Origin of the sequence: Pseudomonas sp. B21-032, assembly GCF_024748965.1 — a bacterium.
Taxonomy (GTDB): domain Bacteria; phylum Pseudomonadota; class Gammaproteobacteria; order Pseudomonadales; family Pseudomonadaceae; genus Aquipseudomonas.
In genome coordinates this window covers 4,927,526-4,950,885 of the sequence record NZ_CP087180.1, presented here as the reverse complement: position 1 = coordinate 4,950,885, position 23,360 = coordinate 4,927,526, and the positions used below count along the sequence as shown (strand labels likewise).

Genomic DNA, 23,360 nt, shown 5'->3' with positions numbered 1-23,360 from the left:
ACATGACCACGACAACAACTCACCGAAAAACCGCCTTGATCGTCGCCGCCCTGGTGGTGGCAGGGATTGCCGGCGTGCTCGGCCCGATGCTGCTGGGCCACGACAGCGCGCAGAGCACCAACGACGCCTACGTGTCTGCCGACTACACGGTGATCGCACCGAAGGTGGCCGGCTTTATCAAGCAGGTGCTGGTGGAGGACAACCAGCAGGTCAAGGCCGGCCAGTTGCTGGCGCAGATCGACGACCGCGACTACCAGGCGGCGCTGGCGGCGGCGCAGGCGCAACTGCTGGTGTCTAGCGCGCAAAGCCACAACGCCCGGGCGACCCTCGAGCGCCAGGCCTCGCTGATCGACCAGGCCCAGGCCGCGGTCAGTGCCGACCAGGCTGAGCTGGCCTTCGCCAATCACGAACTGACCCGCCACAGCCGCCTGGCCGAGCAGGGCGCCGGTACCGTGCAGAACGCCCAGCAGGCGCGCAGCCGGGTTGATCAGGCGCGGGCGCGGCTGGCCAACTCGCAGGCGGCGCTGGCGGCGGCGCGCAAGCAGGTGGATATCCTCAGCGCCCAGGTCGACAGCGCCGAAGGGGGCCTCAAGCATGCCCAGGCAAGCCTTGAGCGGGCGCAACTGGACCTGTCGTACACGCGCATCGTCGCGCCCATCGACGGCATGGTCGGCGAGCGCGCGCTGCGCGTTGGCGCCTACGTCAACCCGGGGGCGCGGTTGCTGTCGGTGGTGCCGCTGGAGCACGCCTATGTGCTCGGCAACTTCCAGGAAACCCAACTGACCCACGTGCAACCCGGGCAGCCGGTGCAGATCCGCGTGGACACCTTTGCCGATGAATACCTGCACGGGCGGGTCGAGAGCATCGCCCCGGCTACCGGTGTCACCTTCGCGGCGGTCAAGCCGGACAACGCCACCGGCAACTTCACCAAGGTGGTGCAGCGCATTCCGGTGAAAATTGTCTTCGACGCCAACCAGCCATTGCTGGATCGCCTGCGGGTCGGCATGTCGGTGGTGGCCACGATCGATACCGGCGCGAGCCTGAGTACCGGTAAAGAGGTCAGCGCCCGATGAAACCTGCATTCGCCCTTTGCCCGCTGCTGCTGAGCCTGCTGGCCGGCTGCAGCCTGGGCCCGGATTTCAGCGCGCCTGACAGCCATGCCCCGGCCGCATGGCCGGCGCTGCAGGAAACCCCCGCCGCCAGTCAAGCCCAGGCTACACCGCTGGAGCAGCGCTGGTGGGAAAGCTTTCACGACCCCAAGCTCAGTGCCCTGATCGAGCGCGCCAGCCAGCGCAACCTCGACCTGCAGATCGCCAGCGCGCGCTTGCTGCAAAGCCGCGCGCTGCGCATGAGCATCGCTTCCGAGCAAACCCCGTCGGTTGATCTGGGCGGCGGATACAGCCGGGCGCGCAACAGTGCCGAAGGCCTCAACGACCCGTCCGGCAACGGCGGCAAGTCGGCCTTCAACCTCTGGCAGGGCGACTTTACCGCCAGTTGGGAGCTTGACCTCTGGGGCCGCGTACGCCGCCAGGTCGAAGCCGCCGACGCGGTGGTCGAAGTCGCCGAGAACGACCGCCGTGGCGTGCTGTTGTCGCTGCTGGCCGAGACCGCCGGCAACTACATCCAGCTGCGAGCGGTGCAGAGCACCCTGGCCGTCACCCGGGAGAACCTTGAGGTTTCGCGGCACAGCCTGCGCCTGTCGCAAATGCGCCTGCGCGACGGGGTAGCCACCGCCCTCGATGTGGCCCAGGCCAGTGCCCAGGTCGCCTCGGTCGAGGCCCGCCTGCCGACCCTGGAAGAGCGCCAGGCACAATTGATCAACGCCCTCGGCCTGTTGCTGGCCGAGCCACCACGCAGCCTGCAGGCCGAATTGCTGGAGCCAGGCGCGATGCCGACGCCGCAGCAACGCTTTGCCATCGGCGTGCCGTCGGAGCTGGCCGAGCGGCGCCCGGACATTCTTCAGGCCGAGGCCCAGCTGCATGCCGCCACCGCCAGTATCGGGGTGGCCAAGGCGGATTTTTATCCGAGCATCCGCTTGTCGGGCAATGTCGGTTTGCAGTCACTGCAGTTGTCGGATTTCGGCAGCTGGGATGCGCGTCGATTCGCCATCGGCCCGCAACTGAACTTGCCGATTTTCGAAGGCGGGCGCCTGCGCGGCGTGCTCAAGTTGCGCGAAGCCCAGCAGCAGGAAGCGGCTCTGCGCTATCAGCAGGTGGTACTGCGCGCCTGGCACGAAATCGACGATGTGCTGCGCCTGTACAACGCCAGCCAGTTGCGCCGCGACCTGCTCGAAGAGGCCGTGCGCCAGAACCGCATCGCCCTGCAGACCGCGCAGCAGCAGTATGTCGAGGGCGCCGTGGACTTTCTCAATGTACTCAGCGTGCAGGGCGCCTTGCTGGCCAGCCAGGAGCAGTGGGTCGAAAGTTCGGCGGCGGTGTCCCAGGCCCTGGTTGGCTTGTACAAGTCGCTGGGCGGTGGATGGCAGCCGTTCAGCGAGCCGTTGCAGACCGCCGCCCAGGGGTGATCGTTGCGCGGTCATGCACCCGGCGTGCTGCGCTCGATCGCCTAGAGCGCGCGGTCCAGGCCGAAGCGTTTTTTCAGCACGCGCTGTAGCAAGCCCCGCGGCAGCCAGTTTTGCAGCAGCGGCAAGGCGCGGCTGCCATTGCCCAGGCGTACCAGCGCCGCCGGCTCTGGCTGGCGCACGGCCTTGAGGACATCGCGGGCGAAGTCGGCCGCCGGGGTCGGTTTGTCCTGGGAGGCGCGTGAGCGGGCACGGATGCCTTCGCGCAGCGGCCACCACGGCGATTGTTCACCGATCAGTTGTTCGGCTTCGTGCCCGGCGTTGCTGGCGAATTGCGAGGCAATTGCGCCAGGCTGTACTTCCATGACCCGTATGCCAAAGGGCGCCACTTCCAGGCGCAAGGCTTCGCTCAGGGCGTGCACGGCCGCCTTGGAGGCGCAGTAGGCACCGGCGAACGGCGTGACCAGTACCCCGGAAACACTGCCGATATTCACCACCAGGCCTTTGTTGCGGCGTAGCGCCGGGAACAATGCGCGGGTGACCCCGACCACGGCGAACACATTGGTTTCGAATTGCCGGCGCATCGCCTCGGCGCCGCCATCGAGCAGCGGCCCCATGGCGCCGTAGCCGGCGTTGTTGATCAGTACATCGAGGCCCTGGCCGTGCTGTTCCAGTTCACCGGCCAGTTGCGTCAGCGCCTGCTGGTCATTGACGTCCAGTTGGCGGGCATTGAAGCCGCTGGCGGCCAGGCGGTCTACGTCCTCGGCCTTGCGCGCCGTGGCCCAGACCTCGAAGCCGGCATTCTTGAAGGTCTCGGCCAAAGCCAGACCGATACCGCTGGAGCATCCGGTGATCAACACGCTGGGCATGAGCTGCTGTCCTTGAGCAGTGGGGGTACTGGATCATAGTTCAGCAATCAGCGTTTTCAATGCATTTTCCAACTGATCGGTGCAAATGCCGGTCCAGAGCTGGCGTTGGCTTGCCCTGTCATACAGCAGTTGAGTGGGCACGTGGGTTACCCGGGGGGCTGAATGTCGCGGGACAGTGCCCTGAAGGTGGCGAAGGTCAGTTGATAGAAGTCAACGCAGTCTCGATAGCCCTTGTCGGCCAGGGTTGCCACATTGCGCTTGGCATCGGCACATGCCGGGCAGGTGTCCGAATACACCAGGATCACCACGGGCCTGGCCAGCGGTTGATGATGATTGATCCGTTCGAACAGTTGCTTGAACTGGTCCTGAACCGCTGGCGATGTATCGACCATGACCTTACTCCGCTAGGCAGTGAAGTACGCGGAGTCATTCAATAGGATTTTGCCGCTTGGGTAACCTGGCAAAAATACCAGGTGCTCAGTCGGCGAAGCTGCCTTGCAGGTGCTCGGCGCGGTAGTCGACGCTCTGTGGCCGGTAGCCGGAACGCAGTGGCGGCAACGGCAGGCACTCCTGCCAGCTGGCGCCGGGCTGCAGCTCGCCGGGGCCGCGGTAGCGCGGGGCGGCGTAGGTGTTCTCAGCGAGGTTGACGGTATCGCCCGGGGCATAGGCCGCGACCCGCCAGCGCAGCTCCACCAGTGGCACCGGGTTGCCGTTATTGATGTGCACCTGCAGCGGGCGATCGGCCGGGCATTGGTCGGGTGCGTAGGTCAGACGCAGCTCCAGGTGGGCCAGTTGCCTGGCTTCGCGGTTGTCCAGCCAGACCACCCACAACGCCACCAGGCCCAGGCCGAACAGCGCCGCCAGCGAAATCGGCAGGGCTTTGGCCGGGTAGCGCAGCAGCAGGACCAGCCAGGTGAGGATGAGCAGGGCGCCGATGAACATGGAGCGAACCTTGTGGGTGGGGGTGCTTTCATCCTAACCAAAAAGCATCGCGGGGCAAGCCCGCTCCCACAATGTGTAGGAGCGGGCTTGCCCCGCGATTGGGGTTTTACTGCGCGATGGTCTTGATCGAGATCCCGCGCTCGATCGGCGTCGAGCGTCCGTAGATATCTTCAAAGCGCTCGATATCGTCCTCGCCCAGGTAGCTGCCCGACTGCACTTCGATGATCTCCAGGGGGATCTTGCCCGGGTTACGCAGGCGGTGCACCGAAGCGATAGGGATGTAGGTGGACTGGTTTTCGGTGAGCAGGAACACGTTCTCGTCGCAGGTCACCTCGGCAGTGCCGGACACCACGATCCAGTGCTCGGCGCGGTGGTGGTGCATCTGCAGCGACAGGCTGGCACCGGGCTTGACGGTGATGTGCTTGACCTGGAAACGCCCGCCCATGTCCACCGAGTCGTACGAGCCCCACGGCCGGTACACCTCGCAGTGGTTCTGGGTTTCGCTGCGGCCTTGTTCGTTGAGGGTGTTGACCAGTTGCTTGACGCCCTGGACCTTGTCCTTGTGGGCAATCATCATGGCGTCCTTGGTCTCGACCACGACGATGTTTTCAAGGCCGATCACCGATACCAGCTTGCCGTTGCCGTGGATCATGCAGTTGTGGCTGTCCTGGACCACCACGTCGCCCTTGGTGACGTTGCCGTTGTGGTCTTTTTCATGCACATCCCACAGCGACGACCAGCAGCCGACATCGCTCCAGCCCGCCGACAGCGGCACCACGCAGGCGCGCTGGGTCTTTTCCATCACCGCGTAGTCGATGGAGTTGTCCGGGCAGCAGGCGAAGGTGGCTTCGTCGATGCTCAGGTTATCGCCGTCTTCCTCGCTGCGCTCCAGGGTCAGCAGGCAGGTGTCGTAGATATCGGCGTCGTGCTTTTTCAGCTCTTCGAGGAAGCGGCTGGCGCGGAACAGGAACATGCCGCTGTTCCAGAAGTAGCCACCGGCCCGGACGAACTCGGCGGCGCGTTTTTCATCCGGTTTCTCGACGAACTGCGCCACCCGGCTGACGCCTTCGGGCAGCAGCACGTCCTGGCTCGACTTGATGTAGCCGTAGCCGGTTTCCGGCTTGGTCGCCGGCACCCCGAACAGCACCATCTCGCCGCGCTCGGCGGCCACGGTGGCCAGGGCCAGGGCCCGTTGCAGGGCTTTCTGGTCGTCGATCACATGATCGGCCGGGAGCACCAGCATCAGCTCGTCACGGCCTTCGTTAACCAGCTTCATCGCGGTCAGTGCCACCGCCGGCGCGGTGTTGCGGCCGAAGGGCTCCATGAGGATGCCCTGGGTTTGAAGTTTGAGGCTTTGCAGCTGCTCGCTGACGATGAACTTGTGGTCTTTGTTGCAGACCACGATGGGCGCGTCCATGCCGTCGAACACCAGGCGCGAGAGGGTTTGCTGGAACAGGGTGTGTTCACCGGTCAGGGCCAGGAACTGCTTGGGAAACTGCTTGCGCGACAGCGGCCACAGACGCGAACCGCTACCACCGGACAGAATGACTGGAATCATGGGTGTTCTCCAAAAATAGAAATAGGCAGGTGGTTAACGGGTGGATACCGGGCGCTTGACCCAGACCGGCGACAGGCTGCTGCCGGAACCGGTCACGTACAGCACCGCTGCTTCGCCGCGCTCCAGAGCCACAGGCTTCAGATCGCTGACTTTTTTATCGCCTTCATACAGCGCCAGGCTGACCTTGACCGGGTTGATCTCGCGCTCGCCACGGGCCTTGGCGGCCACCGGCTTGACCACTTCGGTCTTGCCGTCGGCGGTCTTCAGGGTCAGGGCCTGGCTACTGAGGTTCTGTACCCGCACCAGGGATTTCTGCTTGTTCTTGAACGGTGGCTCCTCGACCAGTTGCGGCTGGCCCGAGGCGTTGTTGACCAGGGTGTAGTAGTGATCGGCGGCGAGCTTGACCGGCAGGCTCTGGCTGCCGACCTTGGCGCTGTAATCGCCCTGGGGCATGAAGCTGAAGTCACTGCTGCCCTGGGCCGCCACTTCGCTGATCTGGGTGTTGCCGACGCTGGCGCTCACTGGCTGGGCGCCGGCGTTGTAGATGCGCACGAAGGTCGAGCCTTTCGGCGCGGTCGGGCCATACAGCGCGGCGTCGGCGCCGGCCAGGGCTTGCAGCGAGAGCAGGCTGAGGCCGGCGGCCAGGGCGCAGGCTTTGGCGATGCGCAGCTTTTGGGTATGCAAGGTCATGTGCGTTTCCTCTTCAGTTTTCCGTCCGATGGGACGACAGGGCCAGGTCTTGATTGGCATTGCGGGTTTTTTTCAGCTGCGCGATCCACTGCGGATCGAAAGCGCTGAGGTCGTTTTTCATTGGCAGATAACGTTCCGGGAACTCCCAGATCAGCACTTGCGGCGCGCTGTTCTTGAAGGCGTCGGTTTGCAGGTACTTGAGCATCGGCAGCAGTGGGCCATGGCCGTCTTCGGCGTAATTGACCACGTCGCTGCGCAGTGCTTGCTGCAGGGCTCCGAGGAAGTTCCAGTTGGGGTTGGCGCTGTAGCTGGTGCCAATCAGCGCCACCGGGATTTCACTGTCGGCGAACAATGCATCGCCGCTTTCACCTTCAGCCTCGGCCGGTCGGGTGCTGCGTTTTTGCAGGCTGTCCGGCGGCGGCAGCAGGTTGCTGAACAGCGGGTCGAGCGGCAGGAAGTTGGTCAAATCGCCCTTGTATGGCGCGCTCTGGCGCTGTTCGGTGACGAACTGCTGGGGCTCGCCGTTGAGCAGGGTCTGGCGCGCCACGGCGGCGGCCAGGTGCTGGGCAACCACTTCGGCGCCCATCGGCGTCCAGTGGGTGTCGGTGCGCAGGAACACCTGGCCACGGGCTTTGGCCTCTTGCAGCGGCGCCAGCAGGTCGGGGGCGAACACGCCGGCCTGGCGGGCCTGGGCGTGGAACTCGTTGTACAGGTCGGTGTGCAGGCTGGCCGGGGTCTGTTCGCCGACATACTCCGGATACAGCCGCGCCTTGGCCGGTACGATCGCCAGCACCAGTTGCACGCCGTGTTGCTGCAGGGTGTCGCGCACACCGCGGATCAGCGCCAGGTTCTCTTGTTCGTACTGGTCGCTGTTGGCCACCGGCTTGAACTCCTCGTCACTGAACAGCCAGTGCTCGCGGCCCAGCACCACGCCCGGGCGGCCTTCGTTGAACAGCTTGAAGTCCAGCGCCGCCCACAGGTTGGTGCCGATGCGCTTGAGCGGGAACTGCTCGTCGTAGTGGGTCTCGGCGGCCTTGGCCAGCTTGCCGTCGAGGGCGCTCATCTGCGCAGTGCGCTGGAAACTGCCCAGGCCGCCCAGCGACCACAGGCCCAGGCCCAGCAACAGGGCGAGGAACAGCAGGGCGTAGAGTTTGCGTAAATGTCGGGTCATGGTCGGCTCGCTCAGAACTGGAAGTAAAGGAACGGCGAGTAGCTTTGCGCCGAGAGCTTGAGGATCGAGGCCACGAACAGCAGCAGCACCAACGCGCGGGTGGCGTACAGGCCCCAGTCCAGGCTCAGGCTGCCGTCGGCATGCACGGCCACCGGGCTGGCCTTGGGCGCGGGCCTGGCGTTGCGATAGAAGTCGCGCAGGCCGAAGTACGCCAGAGTCACGTAGGCCAGCACCAGGGTTGCCACTTGCAGGCCGGTGAGGCTGGCGCGGTTGAGCTCCGACAGTTGCCAGTCACCGAAGCTGAACATGGCGCCGTACATGCGTGCGGCGACGTGCAGGTTCTCGGCGCGGAAGATCACCCAGCCCATCACCACCAGCAGGAAGGTGAAGGCCCAGCGCACCAGGTTGAAACGCTGCGGCGCGGCGTTGATGCCCAGGGCCCGCTCGATCGCCAGCCACATGCCATGCCAGGCACCCCAGACGATGTAGGTGAAGTTGGCGCCGTGCCACAGGCCGCCCAGCAACATGGTCAGGAACAGGTTGCGGTAGGTGGCGAAGGTGCCGCCGCGGTTGCCGCCCAGGGTGATGTACAGGTAGTCGCGCAGCCAGGTCGACAGGCTGATATGCCAGCGCCGCCAGAACTCGGTGATCGACTGGCTGATGTACGGCTGCTTGAAGTTCTCCATGAAGCGAAAGCCCATCATCAGGCCCAGGCCGATGGCCATGTCGCTGTAGCCGGAGAAGTCGAAGTACAGCTGCGCGGTGTAGGCCAGGGCGCCGAGCCAGGCGTCGCCGGTGCTCGGGTTCTGCAGGGCGAAGCAATGGTCGGCGACCACCGCCAGGGTGTCGGCGATGAACACCTTCTTGATGAAGCCCTGCATGAAGCGCGTGCAGCCTTCGGAGAACTTGTCGAGGGTGTGGGTGCGGTGGTTGAACTGGTCGGCCAGGTCCTTGAAGCGCAGCACAGGGCCGGCGATCAGGTGCGGGAAGATCGCCACGAAGGCGGCGAAGTCGATCAGGTTGCGGGTCGCCGGGGTGTCGCCGCGGTACACATCGATGATGTAGCTGATCGACTCGAAGATGTAGAACGAGATACCGATCGGCAGCAGCACATGGGTGAGGATGAACGGCTCAAGGCCGAACGAGGTCATGATCGCGTTGATGCTGTCGACGCCGAAGTTGGCGTACTTGAAGTAGCCGAGGATGCCCAGGTCGACCGCAACCCCCAGCAGCAGCCAGCGCTGGGCCGGCTTGCTGCGCACGCCGGCGGCGCCGACTTTCAGGCCGATCCAGTAGTTCCACAGGGTGACCCCGGCAAACAGCGCCAGGAAGTCCACCCGCCACCAGGCATAGAACACGTAGCTGGCCAGCAGCAACAGGGCGTTGCGATAGCGTTGCCCGCTCAGGTAGTACAAGCCGAGAAAGATCGGCAGGAACAGGAACAGAAACACGTTGGATGAAAACACCATCCCGATCTCTCCTTGTCGTTAGCAACCGGGGCAGCAGCCCCCCAAACCCCCCATGTCGGAACGCGGGGGGCAGTGTTTAAAGCATCGCGGGTTCGCCGCGCTCCTGTGGGAGCGGGCTTGACCCGCGACAGGTCCTAGCTCATTTTTTCTGTTCGGCCTGCGGGTCATAGACCCGGGTCAGGTCGCCGCCCAGGCGGAAGCTCTTGAACGGCTGCATGTCGTGCTTGCGCCCGAGCACGTCGCTGTTGCAGCTGTAGAGGCTGCACCAGGGTTCGAGCCAGGCGTATTTGCTGTCGATCTTGAGGTCGTCCATGTCCTGTTTCTCGCCGTTCTTTGCCTTGAACGGGCTCGGGTCTTTCGAGCCCGACAGCACCCGCTCACCCAGGCGCTTGAGTGCGCCGTTGTTTTCCGGGCGCACATCGACACCGTTGGCCTGGGCGAAGCTGGCGATCATCGCCAGCGGCGGCAGGGCGTAGTTGTGGTAGGCCAGGGCGCGCTGCTTGCGCTTGAGCTCGTTGGGCAAGAAGCCCTGGGCGTCGACCTGGTTGGCGGCCACGCGGTATTCCTTGATCGACCAGTCGAACAGGTCGCGGCGGTCGGTGGCGACGGCGGTGGCCATCACCGACCAGGCCGCCCAGTAGGAGTGGTTGTTGATCTTCTCCAGCGGCAGGTCGCTCCAGTCCTTGACCACCTGGTCGGCCAGGCGCCCGAACCATTTCTCGATCAGTTCGGCCTGTTGTTGGTGCGCCGCCAGCGGCTGTGAGTTGGAGAACTTCAGGCGCAGCCAGGCCGAGCTGAGGCTGCCCAGCGCCCATTTGCGCATCGACTTGCCGGTGTGGTTGTAGTCGGTGGACATCAGCGCATTGGCGCTGGCCCAACTGCTCAGCCACTCCAGGGTGCAATCGAGCTGTTGCGGGCGGCCATCGCGCATGTACTGCATGACCTGTTTGCTGACCCCGCGCTCGAGGGTGGTGATGCTCGCGGTGGAGTCGCGGAAGGCCTTTTCCGAGGCTTTGTTCAGGGTTGCGCGGGCCTTGTCCGAGCCTTCGTACTTGCTGCGAAACTGCAGCTTGTCGGTGTAGGGCGTGGGGATGGCTGCGCATTTGAAGTCACTGTCGCCGGTCTTGAGTTTTTCGATCCCGGCGTAATAGCCCTGGGGAGGGACCAGCCCGGCGGCGTGCGCGGCCGGGCCGAACAGGGCCAGCGCCAGTGCGAGCGCTGCTGCAGGGGATGTGCTGAAATTTTTCATAGGCGCCTCACTTTCGTTTGCACAGCGTGGCTTCGACTTTCTGGCTGCCGCTTTGCGGCCCCTGGACTTCGACGGCGAGCAGGGTCTGGGCGGCCCAGTCCTCATCCTCGCGCAGCTCGAAGGCAAAGCGGCCATCGGTGTCGGCGGTTTCCGGCTTCTCGATCTTCAGGTCTTCGTGGCGGCCGTTCATGTACCAGAGGGTGGCTTGCAGGGTCTTGACCGACTTGTCTTCGAACTGGATATCCAATTGGTGGCGGCCATTGGTCAGGTCCTTGATCACGCCGTTACGGCCGTTGACCATCAGCTCGTTCTTGCCCGGCTTGAGCGCGGTGCTGGCGCTCATCTGCGCAGGCTTGCCTTCGCAGCCGTTGTCGACCAGGGCGAGCATCTGTCGCCAGATGGTTTCCTGGTCGAGGCGGTACAGCGGCGAGAATTCCCAGATGAGGATCTTCGGCGGGTTGTTCTGGAAGTCTTCGCTGCCCAGGTACTGGATCATCGAGCCTTCCAGACCGCCGCCGGGGAAGGCGACGTTGAGCACGTCGGCGCCGATGTACTGCTCAAGGAAGCCCGAGAAGTTGTAGTTCTTGCCGCTGTGGCTGGTACCGACCAGGGTGATCTGCGGGTTGCCGGAATCGCCGAACAGGTCGTCGCTGCCGCTCTCGCCCTTGGGCTCGGTGACGAACTGGTCCATGTACTGCACCGCATAGCTGGTGCCGCACAGCTGCCCGGCGACGTTGTGCAGGGTGCCGGTCTTGCCCATGCGCCCGGACTTGTGGCTCTCGAACTCACGCTTGGGCACGTTGGCGAAGGCAGGCATCTTGTGCACGCTGTCGGCGACGATTTTTGCCGCGCGCTCGGCGCCGTACGGGGTCCAGTGCTGGTCGCCACGGAAGTAGAAATCCTTGCCCTGGTCGGCCGCGGCCAGTTGTTCGTTGGTCAGCGGCGACAGGTCGGGCACGGTGTAGCCCATCTGGCTGAAGCGCCCGAGCATGGCCTGGTAGTTGTGCAGCGCCTTGGCGTAATTGAAGGCGGCCTTTTCGGCCGGCTTGAGCATGTTGCGGTTCACCAGGCCGCGGGTCGGCTGGTAGACGATCACCAGTTCCACGCCCTTGGCCTTGAACGCATCGTGCAACTGCTGCAGGCGCCGGTAGCCGGCCGGGGTGGTGTCGAATTCGGTGCGCAGGTCTTCGCGGGTGCGGAACAGCCAGTCGCCCTGGGCTTGCACCAGGGTGGTGAAGTTCTGCTGGTAGCGGGTGGTGTAGCGGCTGGCGTCGTGGGCCTGCGGGCACAGTTGGCAGCACGGCTCGGCGGTGAAGTCCGGTGCCTGGACCTGTTCGGCCGAGGCGCCGGCGCTGATGGCCAGCAGGGCAGTGGCGAGGCCGCAAAGGCTCAGCAGCTTGGTCAGTTGTGGTTGCATAGGATTGGCTTCCTCAGTCCAGCATTTCGGTCTGGCGCTCGACCGGATCGATCAGCACGGCTTTGCCCTGGCGCACCATCAGGTCGAGAATCTCGTCCTGGCGATCGCCCAGTACTCCGGAAAAACTGATGCCGCTGGCCTTGCTCGGCGCCAGCATCGACACCCGGTACAGCTCCACGCTCAGCGGCGAATCGATCGACAGCGGGCCGCTGCCGTTGGCCGCCAGCTCACCGCCGACGACGATCAGCGAGACCTTGGTGTCGAACGGGTCGAGGGCGATGTCGCGGTCGGTCTCGGACAAGTCCTTGATGTGCCCGTAGACGCCTACCAGGCCGTTGGCCATGGCGACGTTCTCGTACAGGCGGATGTTGACGCTGTTGCGCACGCGAATGCCGTGGCGGCGGTTACTGATCAGCTTGTTGCCCCAGATCAGGTTGTCACCGCTCTCGTACAGGGTGATGCCGTCGGTGTGGTTGCGGTAGATCTCGTTGTAGGCGATCAGGTTGTTGACGCTGTTACGGTCGATGACCACGCCCGAGAGCTTGTTGTCGTAGCTCTTGTTGTTGATGATCCAGCTGTCGTTGACCTCGCGTGAAACGATGATGCCGTGCTTCTTCTTGGTCCCGTACACGGTGTTGCCGGCGATGATCAATCGGTGCGAGCGGTCGTGGGGGTCGATGCCGTAGACGATGTTGTCGCGGTAGGTGCTGTCCTTGACCACGAAGTCGCTGGTTTCGTAGCAGTAGAAGCCGTACCACATGTCGCTGAACTCGGAGCCGATGATCCAGCCGGTGGGTTCCGGGCGGCCCATCTGCTTGGCCATGTTCGGTGTGTACTGAGAAATGCTCACGCCGTAGGACTTGCTCTTGGCATAGCCGAAGCTGGCCATCTTGCTGTTGACGATGTAGGTCTCGGTGCCGCCCCACGACAGCAGGAACGGGCGGAATTCCTTCGGCGAGCGGAAGGTCGCCGGGCCGTTGTCTTTCTCGCGCCAGCCAGTCACCCGGGTGTCGCTGACGAACAATTTGCCGTCGTTGACGATGAACGCGCCACCCTCCTGGGACAGGCGCAGTTCCTTGACCTTGGCGTCGATCTCGAGCACGCCCTTTTGCCCGACCACGATCGGCAGGCGCGCCAGGTACACGCCCGGCGCGGTTTCGCGCAGGTACTGGGCGGGCACCTGCTTGCTCAGCTCGGTGAAGTTCACATGGCCGTCGTCGATGAAGATCGCCTGGGGGATGCCGTGCTGGCGCGCCACCCATTCGGCCATCTTGTTGTCGCCGCCGATGAACTCCTTGAGGCTGTTTTCCTGGAGCATGCGCCGCACCGAGACCTTGCCCTTGTGCGAGCGGTCGATCTTTTTCTGCACCGCTTGCGCGCTATAGCCGGACAGCTCGGGCAGGGTGGGCGCCGGGATCTGCAGCGGCTCGATCGGCGCGCTGCTGACCGTGTAGGTCTTGGCCTGCTGCAGCTCCTTGGCCACCGGCGTCGGCGCCTGGCCGTTGGCCAGGGCGATGCTGCTGGCCAGCAGCAGGGTGCCGGCCAATAAGGCGTGGAGCTTGTTCGGTTGAAGGCTCATTTGATTGCACCCCAGGCGTCAGAAGCGCCAGATCACGTCGACGAAAGCGCGGTGCATGTAGGAGTCCGCTTCCTTGCCATAGGCATCACCGGGCTTGAACACGCCGCCACGAAAGCGCACCAGCGCCGACGGCTCGTCGATCGACTGGCTCAGCGCGGCGGGCAACAGGCCCTGCTTGAAGTACTTGGTGACCACCAGGTCCATCTCCTGGCCGAGGTCTTTCTCGCCCTGGATCAGCGGCCGGTTGATGCCGTTGTCCTCGACCACGGCGTTGATGCCGCTGCTGCCGATGTTCTGGTCGCCATCGACGCGCCAGAACTTGTGGTAGATCAGGCTGGCGTCGTAGTCGTCGCGCAGTTGCCAGGAGGTGAACAGGGTCGCCGCCTGGACATTGCCCAGCTCGCCACGGAAGGCTTCGCCGAAGCGGTGTACGCGCGAGCGGGTGCCGGTGAAGTTGGAGCGGTTGCTTTCAAGGCCGGTCTGCTCGTAGTTGCCCGAACCGTCGCCGCCACCGCCGCCGCTGCCGCGGGCATAAGCGGCGCCGACCTGCCAGTTGGGATCGAGGCGCAGGCGGATACCGAGGTCGGTGGCCCAGGCATTGACGTCGCCGCTCTGCTTGCCGCTGGCCACTTGCTCGCCGTTGACCGTGGTGGTGTTGAGGCTGTCGCGATCGCCGCTCAGCCAGGTCAGGCTGCCCCAGTAGTTGACGCGGTTCTGGTTGCGCCAGTTATAGGCGTCGCTGTTGGCTTCCAGTCCCAGCCAGGTGAGGTCGCCGGTGCGGGTCTTGTCCAGGGCGTCGACGGTTTCGCCGGGATTTTTCAGCTTGCCGTCGTCGTGGGTGTGGTGGGCGCGCAGGCCGACCCAGTGCCCGGGCGTCCACTGCGTGGCAACGTCGCCGTAAATGTGCAGGCGGTCCTTGTCTTCCGGCGCCAGCTCGGTGAGGTCGGTACGGTACTCGCTGAAGCGCTCGGCCACGCCCAGGTTGGCGCGCAGCAGGGTGGTGTCGAAGGTCCAGTTCAGCGCTTCGATGTTGGTGTCGCGCCACATGCCGTCGTCGTTGCGCAGGCGTTGGCGGCCAAAGCGCAGTTGCTCGCCGGGGTAGGCGGTCAGGCCGCTGTAGCCGACCCAGAATTCGCGCATGGCCAGGTAGCTTTTATCGGCTTCGCGGCCATGGGCGCGGCCGCTGTCGGACTCGGCCTCATCGCCGGACTGGCGCAGGGTGTCGGTCTCGATGATGTCGCTGGCGGCCACCGCCTGGCCCATGGCAAAGGCGCTCCAGTTGCCGCGCTCGCCGTACACCCAGGGGCGCAGGTCCAGGCCCAGGCCGTTGACGTCGCCACCGGAGCGGGTACCCAGGTCGCGGTCGTCTTCGGACTGGCCGGTGATCTTCACGTCCAGGCCGAAGTTCTTTTCAGCGGTCATTGCCGCCAGGGTCGGGCACGACCAGAGCAGGGCGAAGCCCAGGCCTACGCCTGCTTTCATCCACGGATTGAGTGTCATAGGGAGTCCTCGCCTTGTTCGGGTTGCGCTTGGGCCTGCAGGGCCAGGGCATCGGCACCCGGGCCCATGGCGCCACGGGCCTGGCGCTCTTGCTGCAGCAGGCGCTCGGCCTGGGCTTTTTGCGCGGGAGTGAGTTGCTGGTCGAGCTGGGCGGCCAGCTCGCGCGACTGATCGCTGGGGTTGGCTTGCGCCAGTTGGCTGAACACCCAGGCGTTGACCAGGTCCTGGCGAATGCCGTGGCCTTCGCTGAACAACTGGGCCAGGGCGTAGTCGGCGCTGAGCTGGCCGCCGCGGGCAGCGCTGAGCAGATGATCGACGGCCTTTTGCGGGTCAACGCTGCCCAGGTAACCGCGGCGATACAGCTGGCCCAGGTAGTAATGGGCGCTGACTTCGCCGGCGTTGGCGGCGCTGAGCAAATGGGTTTCGGCCTGCTGCGCATCGGCCGGCACGGTCTTGCCTTCGTAGTACAGGCGGCCCAGCAGCAGTTCGGCGCGCGGTTGTTCGGCTGCGCGGCCCTTGTCGATGTATTCCATCAGCTTGTCGGTGTCGCCAAGCTCAGGGAAGTCGTAGAGCAACTGCGCCAGGCTGACCCAGGAACCGGGGTTGACCGGCGCCACCTGCTCAAGCAGGGCCTGGGCGGTTTTCTCGTCAGTCTGGCCGAGGCTGCGGTCGGCCAGGACGCGGGCCACGCTGTCGACCCGGGTGGCCGGGATTGCACCGCGCTGGTAGGCGCTTTTGACTTGCTCGAGCAGTGCCGCTTGCTGCTCGGGCTGGGCGCGCTTCTGGTAGACGGTGGCCAGTTCCACGTAGCAGATGTCAGTGCTGCTCAGCGCCGCTTTGCAGATGCGCTCGACCTCGTCCAGGTGCTGGTCGTAGCTGTCCTGGGTGCGGTACAGCAGGATCTGGGCCAGGCCGGCTTCGGGGTAGCCGGCGCTGCGCCACGTGTCGATCTGCTGCTGGGCGTTGGTGCCGGGGAAGCTCTGCGGGTATTGCAGGTAGAGCATCGCCAGTGGGATCAGGGTGTTGCCCTCGCCATTGGCGAAGGCTTTTTTCAATAGGGTTTCGGCTTCCTGGCGCTCGGCTTCGCTGGCGTCCGGCTTGGCCGCCAGCAAACGGCCGAGGCGGGCCTGGGCGCGCGGCGAGATATCAGCGGCGGCGCGGTAGGTGGCTTCGGCCTCCTTGAGCTTGGCCGGGTCGCGGGTTTCCACCTGGATATCGGCGAGGCCCACCTGGGCTTCGCTGTAACCGAGGTCGGCGAGCTGGCGGTAGTTCTGTTCGGCCAGGGCGGTGTCGCCGCGCTTGAGTGCTTCATTGGCCAGGCGCTGGTCGGGCAGGCCGGCACAACCGGCCAGGCTGATGGCCAGGGCCAGGCCGAGAAGGGTGCCACTGTGGGAGCGGGCTTGCCCCGCGATCGAGCACAACGCTTTGGGGAATTGAGGGGCTTCATCGCGGGGCAAGCCCGCTCCCACAGTTGGGGTGGTGAGCATATTCATGGGCAGATCCTCTTAGAGCCCACGGGCCACGGCTTTATCGATCAGCCAGTCCAGCGACGGGCCTCGATTGCTGTCTACCGCCACCGGGCGGCCGGCCAGTTCGCTGGGCAGCGATTCGTCCGGCTTGATCTGCACGCGGATGTCCGAGGACAGGTCTTCGCTGTTCAGGCTGCTACTGCTGACGATCTGCCCGGTACGGGTCTGCTCTTCGCCAGCGACGGTGAAGTGCACGCGCGAGCCTGGTTTGACGTCGTCGAACTGGCGGTAACTGAAGCGCGCTTCGACCGTGGGAATGCTGGTGCGCGGGACCAGCTGGAAGATCACCTGGCCCTTGCTTGCATACTGGCCGTCATCCACCAGCTGGCGGGCGACCACGCAATCGCAGGGGCTGGTCAGGGTGCCGCTCATCTGTTTGCCGAACAGCTCCTCGACCTTGGCCGGCTCCAGTTGCTGGTCATCCAGGTGGCCCTTGAGCATGTCCAGCATGCTGGTGCTGAACGAGGCCAATGGCGCGCCCTTGACCACCTGGCCGCCGCTTTGCACCAGGCCCTGCACGGTACCGTCGCGGGGCATGGTGACGTTGCTGGTCGGCACGCTGACCACCCCGGCCTGGGCATGGCTGACGAAGTACAGGCCGTATACCGACTTGGCGATAAAGCCGAAGGCGGCAACGCCAACCACGAACACGCCGAGGCTGAAGGTCACCGCCCGCAAGCGGCCGAAGGCGCTCATGCCGCCGCTGGCGTCTTTCTGTTTGCGCGCCTTGGTGAAGTTGTCGCGCTGCAGGGTACTGAGTACGTCGCCGATGGTGATCAGCTCGCCCGACAGGTGCGAGGTGATGATGTGGCGCAGGGTGGCGATATCGCGGGGTTCGAGGTTCTGGAACTGCACGCCGGCGCGGCCGCTGGAGGGGTCGAAGGAGCGCACCTGGAACTCGATGTCCATGGCCAGGCCGAGCTTGTCGACGGTGAACTGCAAGCGCCCGCGCAGCACTTCGCCGACTTTCAACGGGTGCTTGGCATGGAAGCTCAGGCCGCCGGCGGAAAGGTCGTCGACCTTCACTTCGAGGGTTTCGCGGTTCTCCCCCAGGTAGCGCAGCTTGGCCGGGATGCGTACCCGGGCGTGCTGGCGCTGGGCTTCGGACTCATGCACGACATTGACGTTCACGGCGGTATTCATGGCGATTTGTTCCTGTTTAATCCAATCGGGTTCCGGCTCACACGACCATGAACAGCACAGCAATGAAGATGCTGGCCGCCGAGAAGGTCATGGTCCGGGAGGACCAGGTGTTGAACCATTGTTGAAAGCTGGCGAGGTCGCGCTTGAGGGCAGTGGGCTGGCGGGTCCAGGACTGCTTGTCGAGGCGGAAGAACACGTAGATCTTCATGATCGCGCCGACGATCTGGTTGTAATAAAGAATCAGCGGGTAGGCCGGGCCGATGTTGTGGCCCGAGCACAACAGCATCAGGGTCAGGATCAGCCGGGTGATGCCGATCCACAGCAGGTACACCAGCAGGAACGCCGGGCCGAACTTGAGGCTGGCGATCACCGCGACGGTCAGGCCCAGCAGGCTGGTCCACATCGACACGCGCTGGTCGAACAACACCACGCTGGTGAACAGGCCCAGGCGGCGGATGCCCAGGCCCAGGGCGCGGGAGTTCTGCCGCAGGTTGTTGCCGTACCAGCGGTACATCAGTTTGCGGCTGGCCTTGATGAAGCTCTTTTCCGGCGGGTGCTCGACCGTGTTGATCGCCGCGTCCGGCACGTAGAAGGTGTCGTAGCCCAGGCGCATGAGGCTGAACCAGCTCGACTTGTCGTCGCCGGTGAGGAACTTGAAGCGGCCCAGGCGCCAGTGCTGCAGCGAGTCGTTCTCGACGTCGGCGATGAACTCGGGGTTGGTCACCACGGCGGCGCGGAACACCGACATGCGTCCGGTCATGGTCAGCACGCGCTTGGACAGGGCCATCGAGCACATGTTGATGTGGCGCTGGGCGAAGCGCAGCTTGTGCCACTCGCTCATGATGTAGCCGCCACGCACTTCACAGAATTCATTGGTGGTCAGGCCGCCGACATTGCCGAACAGCTTGAACCAGGGCACGGTCTTGCGCACCACGCCTTCGCCGAGCACGGTGTCGCCATCGATCACTGCGACCACGGCGTTTTCATCCGGCAGGTGGCGGGAGATGGCCCGAAAGCCGTAGGCCAGGCCGTCGCGCTTGCCGGTACCGGCAATGCGCACGAAATCGAGGGTCACGCGCTGCGGCGGGTTGTATTTCTCCCACAGGCTTTTCACCAGCAGTTCGTCGGACATTTCCACCAGCGAACAGACCACAGTGGTCGGGTAGCCGCAGTCGATCGCTTCGCGGATCACCGAGCTGTAGACCTGGGCGGTGGTCAGGGCATCGATGCGAAAACTGGTGACCATCAGGTACACATGAGATGGGTCGGCCGCGCTACCGAGCTTGCGCACCTTGCGCCGCAGGTAGGGGTAGACCACGTAGAGAAACAGCATGCCGCGGACAAAGTGCGTGGCACCCATGGAATAGCGCCAGATGCCGACGGCGCCGACCAGGAAAATGAAGTCCTTCGAGTCGGGGTCGAAAATGGAGTTGGGCAAGGCCAGGGCGATCAACATGAGCAGGCTCACGTAGAACAGCCAACCGGCGACCTGTAGCAGGCCGTGCTTGAGCCTATGCATGTTCTGCATCCGTATCGAATGGAAGGGGCGTTGATGGCGCGCGGGGCCGGGCGGCCCCGCGCAACCTGCGGGTTACCAGCAGATACCTTCGGTACGGCTGCTCGGGCAGGAGGCCTTGCTCATGAAACCGACCAGGTCGATGACCTGCTTGCCGGCGGGCGCCTGCTGGGCCAGGGCGCGAAACTTCTCGTCGCGGTTGCCCAGCACGATGACGTCGGCGTGGTTGATCACCTGCTCGAAGTCAGCATTGAGCAGCGACGACACGTGAGGGATTTTCGACTCGATGTATTCCTTGTTGGCGCCGTTGACCCGCGCATACTCGACGTTGCTGTCGTAGATGTTCAGCTCGTAGCCCTTGCCGATCAGGCGTTCGGCAAGCTCCACCAGCGGGCTTTCGCGCAGGTCGTCGGTTCCGGCCTTGAAGCTCAGGCCGAGCAGGGCGACCTTGCGCTTGTCGTGGCTTTCGATGATGTCGAAGGCGTTCTGCACCTGCGACTCGTTGCTGGTCATCAGCGAGTTGAGCAGTGGCGCCTTGACGTCCAGGCTGCCGGCGCGATAGGTCAGCGCGCGCACGTCCTTGGGCAGGCACGAGCCGCCGAAGGCAAAGCCCGGGCGCATGTAGTACTGCGAAAGGTTCAGGGCCTTGTCCTGGCAGACCACATCCATCACGTCACGACCATCGACGCCGACCGCCTTGGCAATGTTGCCGATCTCGTTGGCGAAGGTAACTTTGGTGGCGTGCCAGACGTTGCAGGTGTACTTGATCATCTCGGCCACTTCGATGTCCTTGCGGATGATCGGCGCGTCGAGTTCTTCGTACAGCGATTGCAGAAGGTCGCCACTGGTCTTGTCCAGTTCGCCGATGACGGTCATGGGTGGCTGGTCGTAGTCCTTGATCGCGGTGCTTTCGCGCAGGAATTCCGGGTTGACCGCTACGCCGAAGTCGACGCCGGCTTTTTTCCCCGAGCAGTCTTCGAGGATCGGAATCACCACGTTCTTCACCGTGCCCGGCAGCACGGTGCTGCGTACCACGATGGTGTGGCGGCTGGATTTTTCCCGCAGTACGAAGCCGATTTCGCGGCACACCGACTCGATGTATTCCAGGCCCAGATCGCCGTTCTTCTTGCTTGGCGTGCCGACGCAGATCATCGACAGGTCGCTGTCGCGAATCGCCGCGGCAAAATCGGTGGTGCCACGCAGGCGGCCATTGTCGATACCCTGTTGCAACAGGGCTTCGAGCCCCGGTTCGACAATCGGCGATTTGCCTTGGTTGATCAGGTCGATCTTGGTGGTGGATACATCGACGCCAATCACTTCATGGCCACGTGCCGACAGGCAGCCAGCACAGACTGCACCCACATAACCCAAACCAAAGATGCTGATACGCATCGCATTCACCTCATGTGTTTATCACGCCGGCTCAATAAATAGAGCCAGACCGGGTTGATTAACCAGCAGTTATCGGGCACACGGAGGCGTGGCAGAAAGATGTCACTTCACCGTGTGCAGGCATATAAATATCAAGTGCAAAAGTCGTTGCACTTAAAGTTGGCAGCCAAAGGCCAATAATTATGGGCGTGCCCTGTTATGCAGCCGTCTTTATTGCAGATCGGTTACCCGAAACTGCAGTGCTTGTTCTTTCAAGTGAATAAAATCCTTTGAAATCAACCACAAGGACGATTTGTAGGGGCGCGTTTCTCCTGGGTTCAACTGTGGGTCGGGTGACCGACACTCAAGTCAAAGTTGTCTGGATGCACAATGACTGTGCGCTCCAATTAATGCTGTAGGTCATCTCTCACATAACGCTCGAGAATCGTTACGGGTGGTATGAGCGATGGCTGAGGGGATAAGTTCCGGGGGCGGTTCAGGGGCCGTGAAAGATTTTTTAATATTTTATCTGATGGCCATACTTTCACTTTGATAGCACTTGTCAGTTTCGTCCCTGTATATAAAGGACGAACTCGAGGTGGGATGTTTTTATGCCAGTACCGGAAAAATTTTTTCAAAATTCGTCAAAAAATTACGAACGGTCTTATGGCGTTTTGCGATAAAGCTAGAGGGGTGGTTTTTTGGCGCCAGGATTGTGGCGTATTTATCGCGGGACAAGTCGGGCCGCGAAAGCTTTTACTCGTCCGCGTGATCGCGCAGAAACACCAGGTTGTCGGCCTTCGACAGCTCGGCACTGTAGTAGTAGCCCTGCACATCGAACTGCTTGAGCTGCTCGGGATCGTTGATGCGTTCCTGGATCACGAAGCGGCTCATCATGCCGCGGGCTTTTTTGGCGTAGAAGCTGATGATCTTGTACTGGCCGTTCTTGAAGTCGCGGAACTCGGTGTTGATCACCCGCGCTTTGAGGGCATTGCGCTTGACCGCGCTGAAGTACTCGTTGCTGGCCAGGTTCAGCAGCAGGTCGTCGCCTTGCTCGGCCAGGGCCTGGTTCAGCCACTCGCTGATGCGCGTGCCCCAGAAGGCATACAGGTCCTTGCCGCGGGCGTTGGCAAGCTTGGTGCCCATCTCCAGACGGTAAGGCTGCATCAGGTCCAGCGGGCGCAGCAGACCGTACAGCCCGGAGAGCATGCGCAGGTGCTCCTGGGCGTAGCTGAAGTCGTCTTCGCTGAGGCTTTGCGCGTCGAGCCCGGTATACACGTCGCCCTTGAACGCCAGCAGCGCCTGCTTGGCGTTGTCCGGGGTGAAGGCCGGGGTCCAGCTGCCGAAGCGCGCGGCGTTGAGCCCGGCGAGCTTGTCGGAGAGGTGCATCAGCTCGCTGATCTGCGCCGGCGACAGCTCGCGCAACTGCACGATCAGTTCCTGGGAATCATCCAGGTACTGCGGCTGGGTGTAGCGCTGGGTTACCGGCGGGGTGTCGTAGTCGAGGGTCTTGGCGGGGGAAATCACCGTCAGCATCAGGTCGGCTCCTTTATTCGTGGCGCCGATTCTACGGGGCGGGGGCGGCGATCTCCAGCTATCAAGGCAATAGCCACAGACCATCCCGACACTTGGCGCTATAGTGCGCGGCGAGGAAAACGGAGAGCCCGATCGTGCGCATTGCCCTTGTTTTACTGGCTGGCCTGTTCAGCGTCACGGCCCAGGCCGCGCCAGCCCCGGTCGCCACTTTCGACCGCAGCCACTGGCCAGAGCAGCTCGACAGCCCGGCGCTGTTCGATGTCGCCTCGCGCGCCGAAATCCTCGGGTTTGCCCGGGTGCTGGCTGAAAGCGAAATGCTTGATCAGAACGCCCTGGCGGCGCGGCTGAACCTGCGCCAGGTCAATCTGCTGTCGATCAACACGCTGCGCCAGCGCCTGTGGCAGCGCTTATGGCGCAACTACGACCTGGCGCAAAAGAGCTGCGAGCAGGACGCCTCGTTCTGTTATGCCATCGACGACCTGGGCGATTTTCGCAAGCAGACGGCAACCTTCGAAGTCGCCGCCGACTCGTTCTACGCGAGCTGGGCCGAGCCCAGCCGGGCCTTTCACGAGCGCTACCTGGACGAGCTGCTGCGCAAGGCCGCGCTGTTCCCGCAGACCGCCAGCGAAATCGAGCGCTTCTCCGACCTTGAGCGCAATGGCGACGAGCTCAACGACCGGCTATTCATGCTGACCTTCGATGGCGGCCCATCCTTGGCGGGCGGCAGTACCGACGGCCTGGCCGAGTTCCTGCGCCGGCAACGGCTGTCGGCGACCTTTTTTGTGCTGGGCAACAGCCTGCAGAACCGCCGCGACAAGACCTCGCTTAGCGACCTGCGGGCGCTCTACCAGGGCCAGTGCGTGGGCTTGCAAGGCTGGCAGTACCGCTCCCACGGGCAGTGGCAGGGCTGGCAGGACTCGGTGCTGCGCAGTCAGGCGCGGGTGCAGGGCGACTTGCCGCAGCAGTATGTGCCGTTGTTCCGGCCGCCTTATGGCCAGCGCCGTGCCGACAGCCAGGCATTCTTCGCCGGCCAGCATTTGCAGGTGGTGCTGTGGGATATCGACGCCCAGGATCAGGGCGCGTTGAACAGCGAACAGTCGGCCCAGCGGGTGCTGACCTTGATGTTGCTGTGGCGAAAGGGGCTGATCCAGTTTCACGACGCCCAGCCCAAGGCGCAGGAGGCAGTGGCCTGGTTGCTCAAGCAAACGGTGCAGAGTGGAATTGGCTGGGAAGATTGCCGTAATTTCGGCGAAAAGCTGTGAAAAGGTAAGGTTCTTGCGGCGCCCGGGAATAAAACGCC

Annotated in this window: 19 protein-coding genes; 3 read left to right on the top strand and 16 right to left on the bottom strand. The window is 63.8% G+C overall.

The features are described 5' to 3' along the window. The first annotated feature begins 2 nt into the window (after window positions 1-2). Both LOY54_RS22790 and LOY54_RS22785 read left to right on the top strand, forming a co-directional pair. The gene (locus tag LOY54_RS22790; RefSeq protein WP_258607996.1) at window positions 3-1,073 is read left to right on the top strand and encodes an HlyD family secretion protein; all 1,071 of its coding nucleotides are present in this window, start codon (window positions 3-5) and stop codon (window positions 1,071-1,073) included. Further along, window positions 1,070-2,524: an efflux transporter outer membrane subunit gene (locus tag LOY54_RS22785; RefSeq protein ID WP_258607995.1), complete on the top strand. Its 1,455-nt coding sequence runs from the start codon at window positions 1,070-1,072 to the stop codon at window positions 2,522-2,524. The genes LOY54_RS22790 and LOY54_RS22785 overlap by 4 nt, the downstream gene beginning before the upstream one ends. A 41-nt stretch (window positions 2,525-2,565) precedes the next feature. On the opposite strand, the gene LOY54_RS22780 is transcribed toward LOY54_RS22785, so the two are convergent. The 16 genes from LOY54_RS22780 to yaaA form a co-directional block, all read right to left on the bottom strand. Beyond that, a complete protein-coding gene (locus LOY54_RS22780) occupies window positions 2,566-3,390 on the bottom strand; it encodes an SDR family oxidoreductase (RefSeq protein ID WP_093379686.1) in 825 nt (274 codons plus the stop codon). 146 nt (window positions 3,391-3,536) lie between these two features. Then, on the bottom strand, window positions 3,537-3,782 hold the full coding sequence (locus tag LOY54_RS22775) for a hypothetical protein (protein ID WP_258607994.1): 246 nt from the start codon (window positions 3,780-3,782) through the stop codon (window positions 3,537-3,539). Between the two features lie 85 nt (window positions 3,783-3,867). After that, window positions 3,868-4,332, bottom strand: coding sequence for a multidrug transporter (locus LOY54_RS22770; RefSeq protein WP_258607993.1), 465 nt, complete (start codon window positions 4,330-4,332; stop codon window positions 3,868-3,870). Between the two features lie 106 nt (window positions 4,333-4,438). Then, the gene (locus tag LOY54_RS22765; protein ID WP_045197221.1) at window positions 4,439-5,890 is read right to left on the bottom strand and encodes a mannose-1-phosphate guanylyltransferase/mannose-6-phosphate isomerase; all 1,452 of its coding nucleotides are present in this window, start codon (window positions 5,888-5,890) and stop codon (window positions 4,439-4,441) included. A gap of 33 nt (window positions 5,891-5,923) precedes the next feature. Continuing rightward, window positions 5,924-6,580 (bottom strand): alginate O-acetyltransferase AlgF, encoded by a 657-nt coding sequence (locus LOY54_RS22760; RefSeq protein WP_045197222.1) that lies wholly within the window; start codon window positions 6,578-6,580, stop codon window positions 5,924-5,926. A gap of 13 nt (window positions 6,581-6,593) precedes the next feature. Further along, on the bottom strand, window positions 6,594-7,751 hold the full coding sequence (locus LOY54_RS22755) for an alginate O-acetyltransferase (RefSeq protein ID WP_093379696.1): 1,158 nt from the start codon (window positions 7,749-7,751) through the stop codon (window positions 6,594-6,596). 11 nt (window positions 7,752-7,762) lie between these two features. Next, window positions 7,763-9,220, bottom strand: coding sequence for an MBOAT family protein (locus tag LOY54_RS22750; RefSeq protein WP_195884985.1), 1,458 nt, complete (start codon window positions 9,218-9,220; stop codon window positions 7,763-7,765). Window positions 9,221-9,359: 139 nt separating this feature from the next. Continuing rightward, window positions 9,360-10,469 (bottom strand): mannuronate-specific alginate lyase, encoded by a 1,110-nt coding sequence (locus tag LOY54_RS22745; protein ID WP_258607992.1) that lies wholly within the window; start codon window positions 10,467-10,469, stop codon window positions 9,360-9,362. 7 nt (window positions 10,470-10,476) lie between these two features. After that, entirely contained in the window at window positions 10,477-11,886 is a 1,410-nt protein-coding gene (locus tag LOY54_RS22740) for an alginate O-acetyltransferase (RefSeq protein ID WP_258607991.1), read from the bottom strand. A 13-nt stretch (window positions 11,887-11,899) separates the two neighbouring features. After that, window positions 11,900-13,465: a mannuronan 5-epimerase AlgG gene (algG, locus tag LOY54_RS22735; protein ID WP_045197233.1), complete on the bottom strand. Its 1,566-nt coding sequence runs from the start codon at window positions 13,463-13,465 to the stop codon at window positions 11,900-11,902. 18 nt (window positions 13,466-13,483) lie between these two features. Beyond that, complete coding sequence (locus LOY54_RS22730; RefSeq protein WP_045197235.1) at window positions 13,484-14,965, bottom strand: alginate export family protein; 1,482 nt, start codon at window positions 14,963-14,965, stop codon at window positions 13,484-13,486. Next, entirely contained in the window at window positions 14,962-16,458 is a 1,497-nt protein-coding gene (algK, locus tag LOY54_RS22725; protein ID WP_258607989.1) for an alginate biosynthesis TPR repeat lipoprotein AlgK, read from the bottom strand. The genes LOY54_RS22730 and algK overlap by 4 nt, the downstream gene beginning before the upstream one ends. A 12-nt stretch (window positions 16,459-16,470) precedes the next feature. After that, on the bottom strand, window positions 16,471-17,637 hold the full coding sequence (locus LOY54_RS22720; protein WP_258607987.1) for an alginate biosynthesis protein Alg44: 1,167 nt from the start codon (window positions 17,635-17,637) through the stop codon (window positions 16,471-16,473). Between the two features lie 37 nt (window positions 17,638-17,674). Further along, the gene (alg8, locus tag LOY54_RS22715; RefSeq protein ID WP_177329156.1) at window positions 17,675-19,165 is read right to left on the bottom strand and encodes a mannuronan synthase; all 1,491 of its coding nucleotides are present in this window, start codon (window positions 19,163-19,165) and stop codon (window positions 17,675-17,677) included. A gap of 63 nt (window positions 19,166-19,228) precedes the next feature. Next, entirely contained in the window at window positions 19,229-20,545 is a 1,317-nt protein-coding gene (locus LOY54_RS22710; protein WP_045197240.1) for a nucleotide sugar dehydrogenase, read from the bottom strand. 735 nt (window positions 20,546-21,280) lie between these two features. Then, complete coding sequence (yaaA, locus tag LOY54_RS22705) at window positions 21,281-22,060, bottom strand: peroxide stress protein YaaA (protein WP_045197242.1); 780 nt, start codon at window positions 22,058-22,060, stop codon at window positions 21,281-21,283. A 134-nt stretch (window positions 22,061-22,194) separates the two neighbouring features. On the opposite strand from yaaA, the gene LOY54_RS22700 reads away from it, so the two are divergent. Then, a complete protein-coding gene (locus tag LOY54_RS22700) occupies window positions 22,195-23,322 on the top strand; it encodes a polysaccharide deacetylase family protein (RefSeq protein ID WP_258607986.1) in 1,128 nt (375 codons plus the stop codon). Window positions 23,323-23,360: the final 38 nt, after the last annotated feature.

What these genes read in the sequence shown, in the direction of transcription:
- LOY54_RS22790 (WP_258607996.1), top strand. Translation starts at nt 3, where the DNA reads ATGACCACGACAACAACTCACCGAAAAACCGCCTTGATCGTCGCCGCC.
- LOY54_RS22785 (WP_258607995.1), top strand. Translation starts at nt 1,070, where the DNA reads ATGAAACCTGCATTCGCCCTTTGCCCGCTGCTGCTGAGCCTGCTGGCC.
- LOY54_RS22780 (WP_093379686.1), bottom strand. Translation starts at nt 3,390, where the DNA reads ATGCCCAGCGTGTTGATCACCGGATGCTCCAGCGGTATCGGTCTGGCT.
- LOY54_RS22775 (WP_258607994.1), bottom strand. Translation starts at nt 3,782, where the DNA reads ATGGTCGATACATCGCCAGCGGTTCAGGACCAGTTCAAGCAACTGTTC.
- LOY54_RS22770 (WP_258607993.1), bottom strand. Translation starts at nt 4,332, where the DNA reads ATGTTCATCGGCGCCCTGCTCATCCTCACCTGGCTGGTCCTGCTGCTG.
- LOY54_RS22765 (WP_045197221.1), bottom strand. Translation starts at nt 5,890, where the DNA reads ATGATTCCAGTCATTCTGTCCGGTGGTAGCGGTTCGCGTCTGTGGCCG.
- LOY54_RS22760 (WP_045197222.1), bottom strand. Translation starts at nt 6,580, where the DNA reads ATGACCTTGCATACCCAAAAGCTGCGCATCGCCAAAGCCTGCGCCCTG.
- LOY54_RS22755 (WP_093379696.1), bottom strand. Translation starts at nt 7,751, where the DNA reads ATGACCCGACATTTACGCAAACTCTACGCCCTGCTGTTCCTCGCCCTG.
- LOY54_RS22750 (WP_195884985.1), bottom strand. Translation starts at nt 9,220, where the DNA reads ATGGTGTTTTCATCCAACGTGTTTCTGTTCCTGTTCCTGCCGATCTTT.
- LOY54_RS22745 (WP_258607992.1), bottom strand. Translation starts at nt 10,469, where the DNA reads ATGAAAAATTTCAGCACATCCCCTGCAGCAGCGCTCGCACTGGCGCTG.
- LOY54_RS22740 (WP_258607991.1), bottom strand. Translation starts at nt 11,886, where the DNA reads ATGCAACCACAACTGACCAAGCTGCTGAGCCTTTGCGGCCTCGCCACT.
- algG (WP_045197233.1), bottom strand. Translation starts at nt 13,465, where the DNA reads ATGAGCCTTCAACCGAACAAGCTCCACGCCTTATTGGCCGGCACCCTG.
- LOY54_RS22730 (WP_045197235.1), bottom strand. Translation starts at nt 14,965, where the DNA reads ATGACACTCAATCCGTGGATGAAAGCAGGCGTAGGCCTGGGCTTCGCC.
- algK (WP_258607989.1), bottom strand. Translation starts at nt 16,458, where the DNA reads ATGAATATGCTCACCACCCCAACTGTGGGAGCGGGCTTGCCCCGCGAT.
- LOY54_RS22720 (WP_258607987.1), bottom strand. Translation starts at nt 17,637, where the DNA reads ATGAATACCGCCGTGAACGTCAATGTCGTGCATGAGTCCGAAGCCCAG.
- alg8 (WP_177329156.1), bottom strand. Translation starts at nt 19,165, where the DNA reads ATGCAGAACATGCATAGGCTCAAGCACGGCCTGCTACAGGTCGCCGGT.
- LOY54_RS22710 (WP_045197240.1), bottom strand. Translation starts at nt 20,545, where the DNA reads ATGCGTATCAGCATCTTTGGTTTGGGTTATGTGGGTGCAGTCTGTGCT.
- yaaA (WP_045197242.1), bottom strand. Translation starts at nt 22,060, where the DNA reads ATGCTGACGGTGATTTCCCCCGCCAAGACCCTCGACTACGACACCCCG.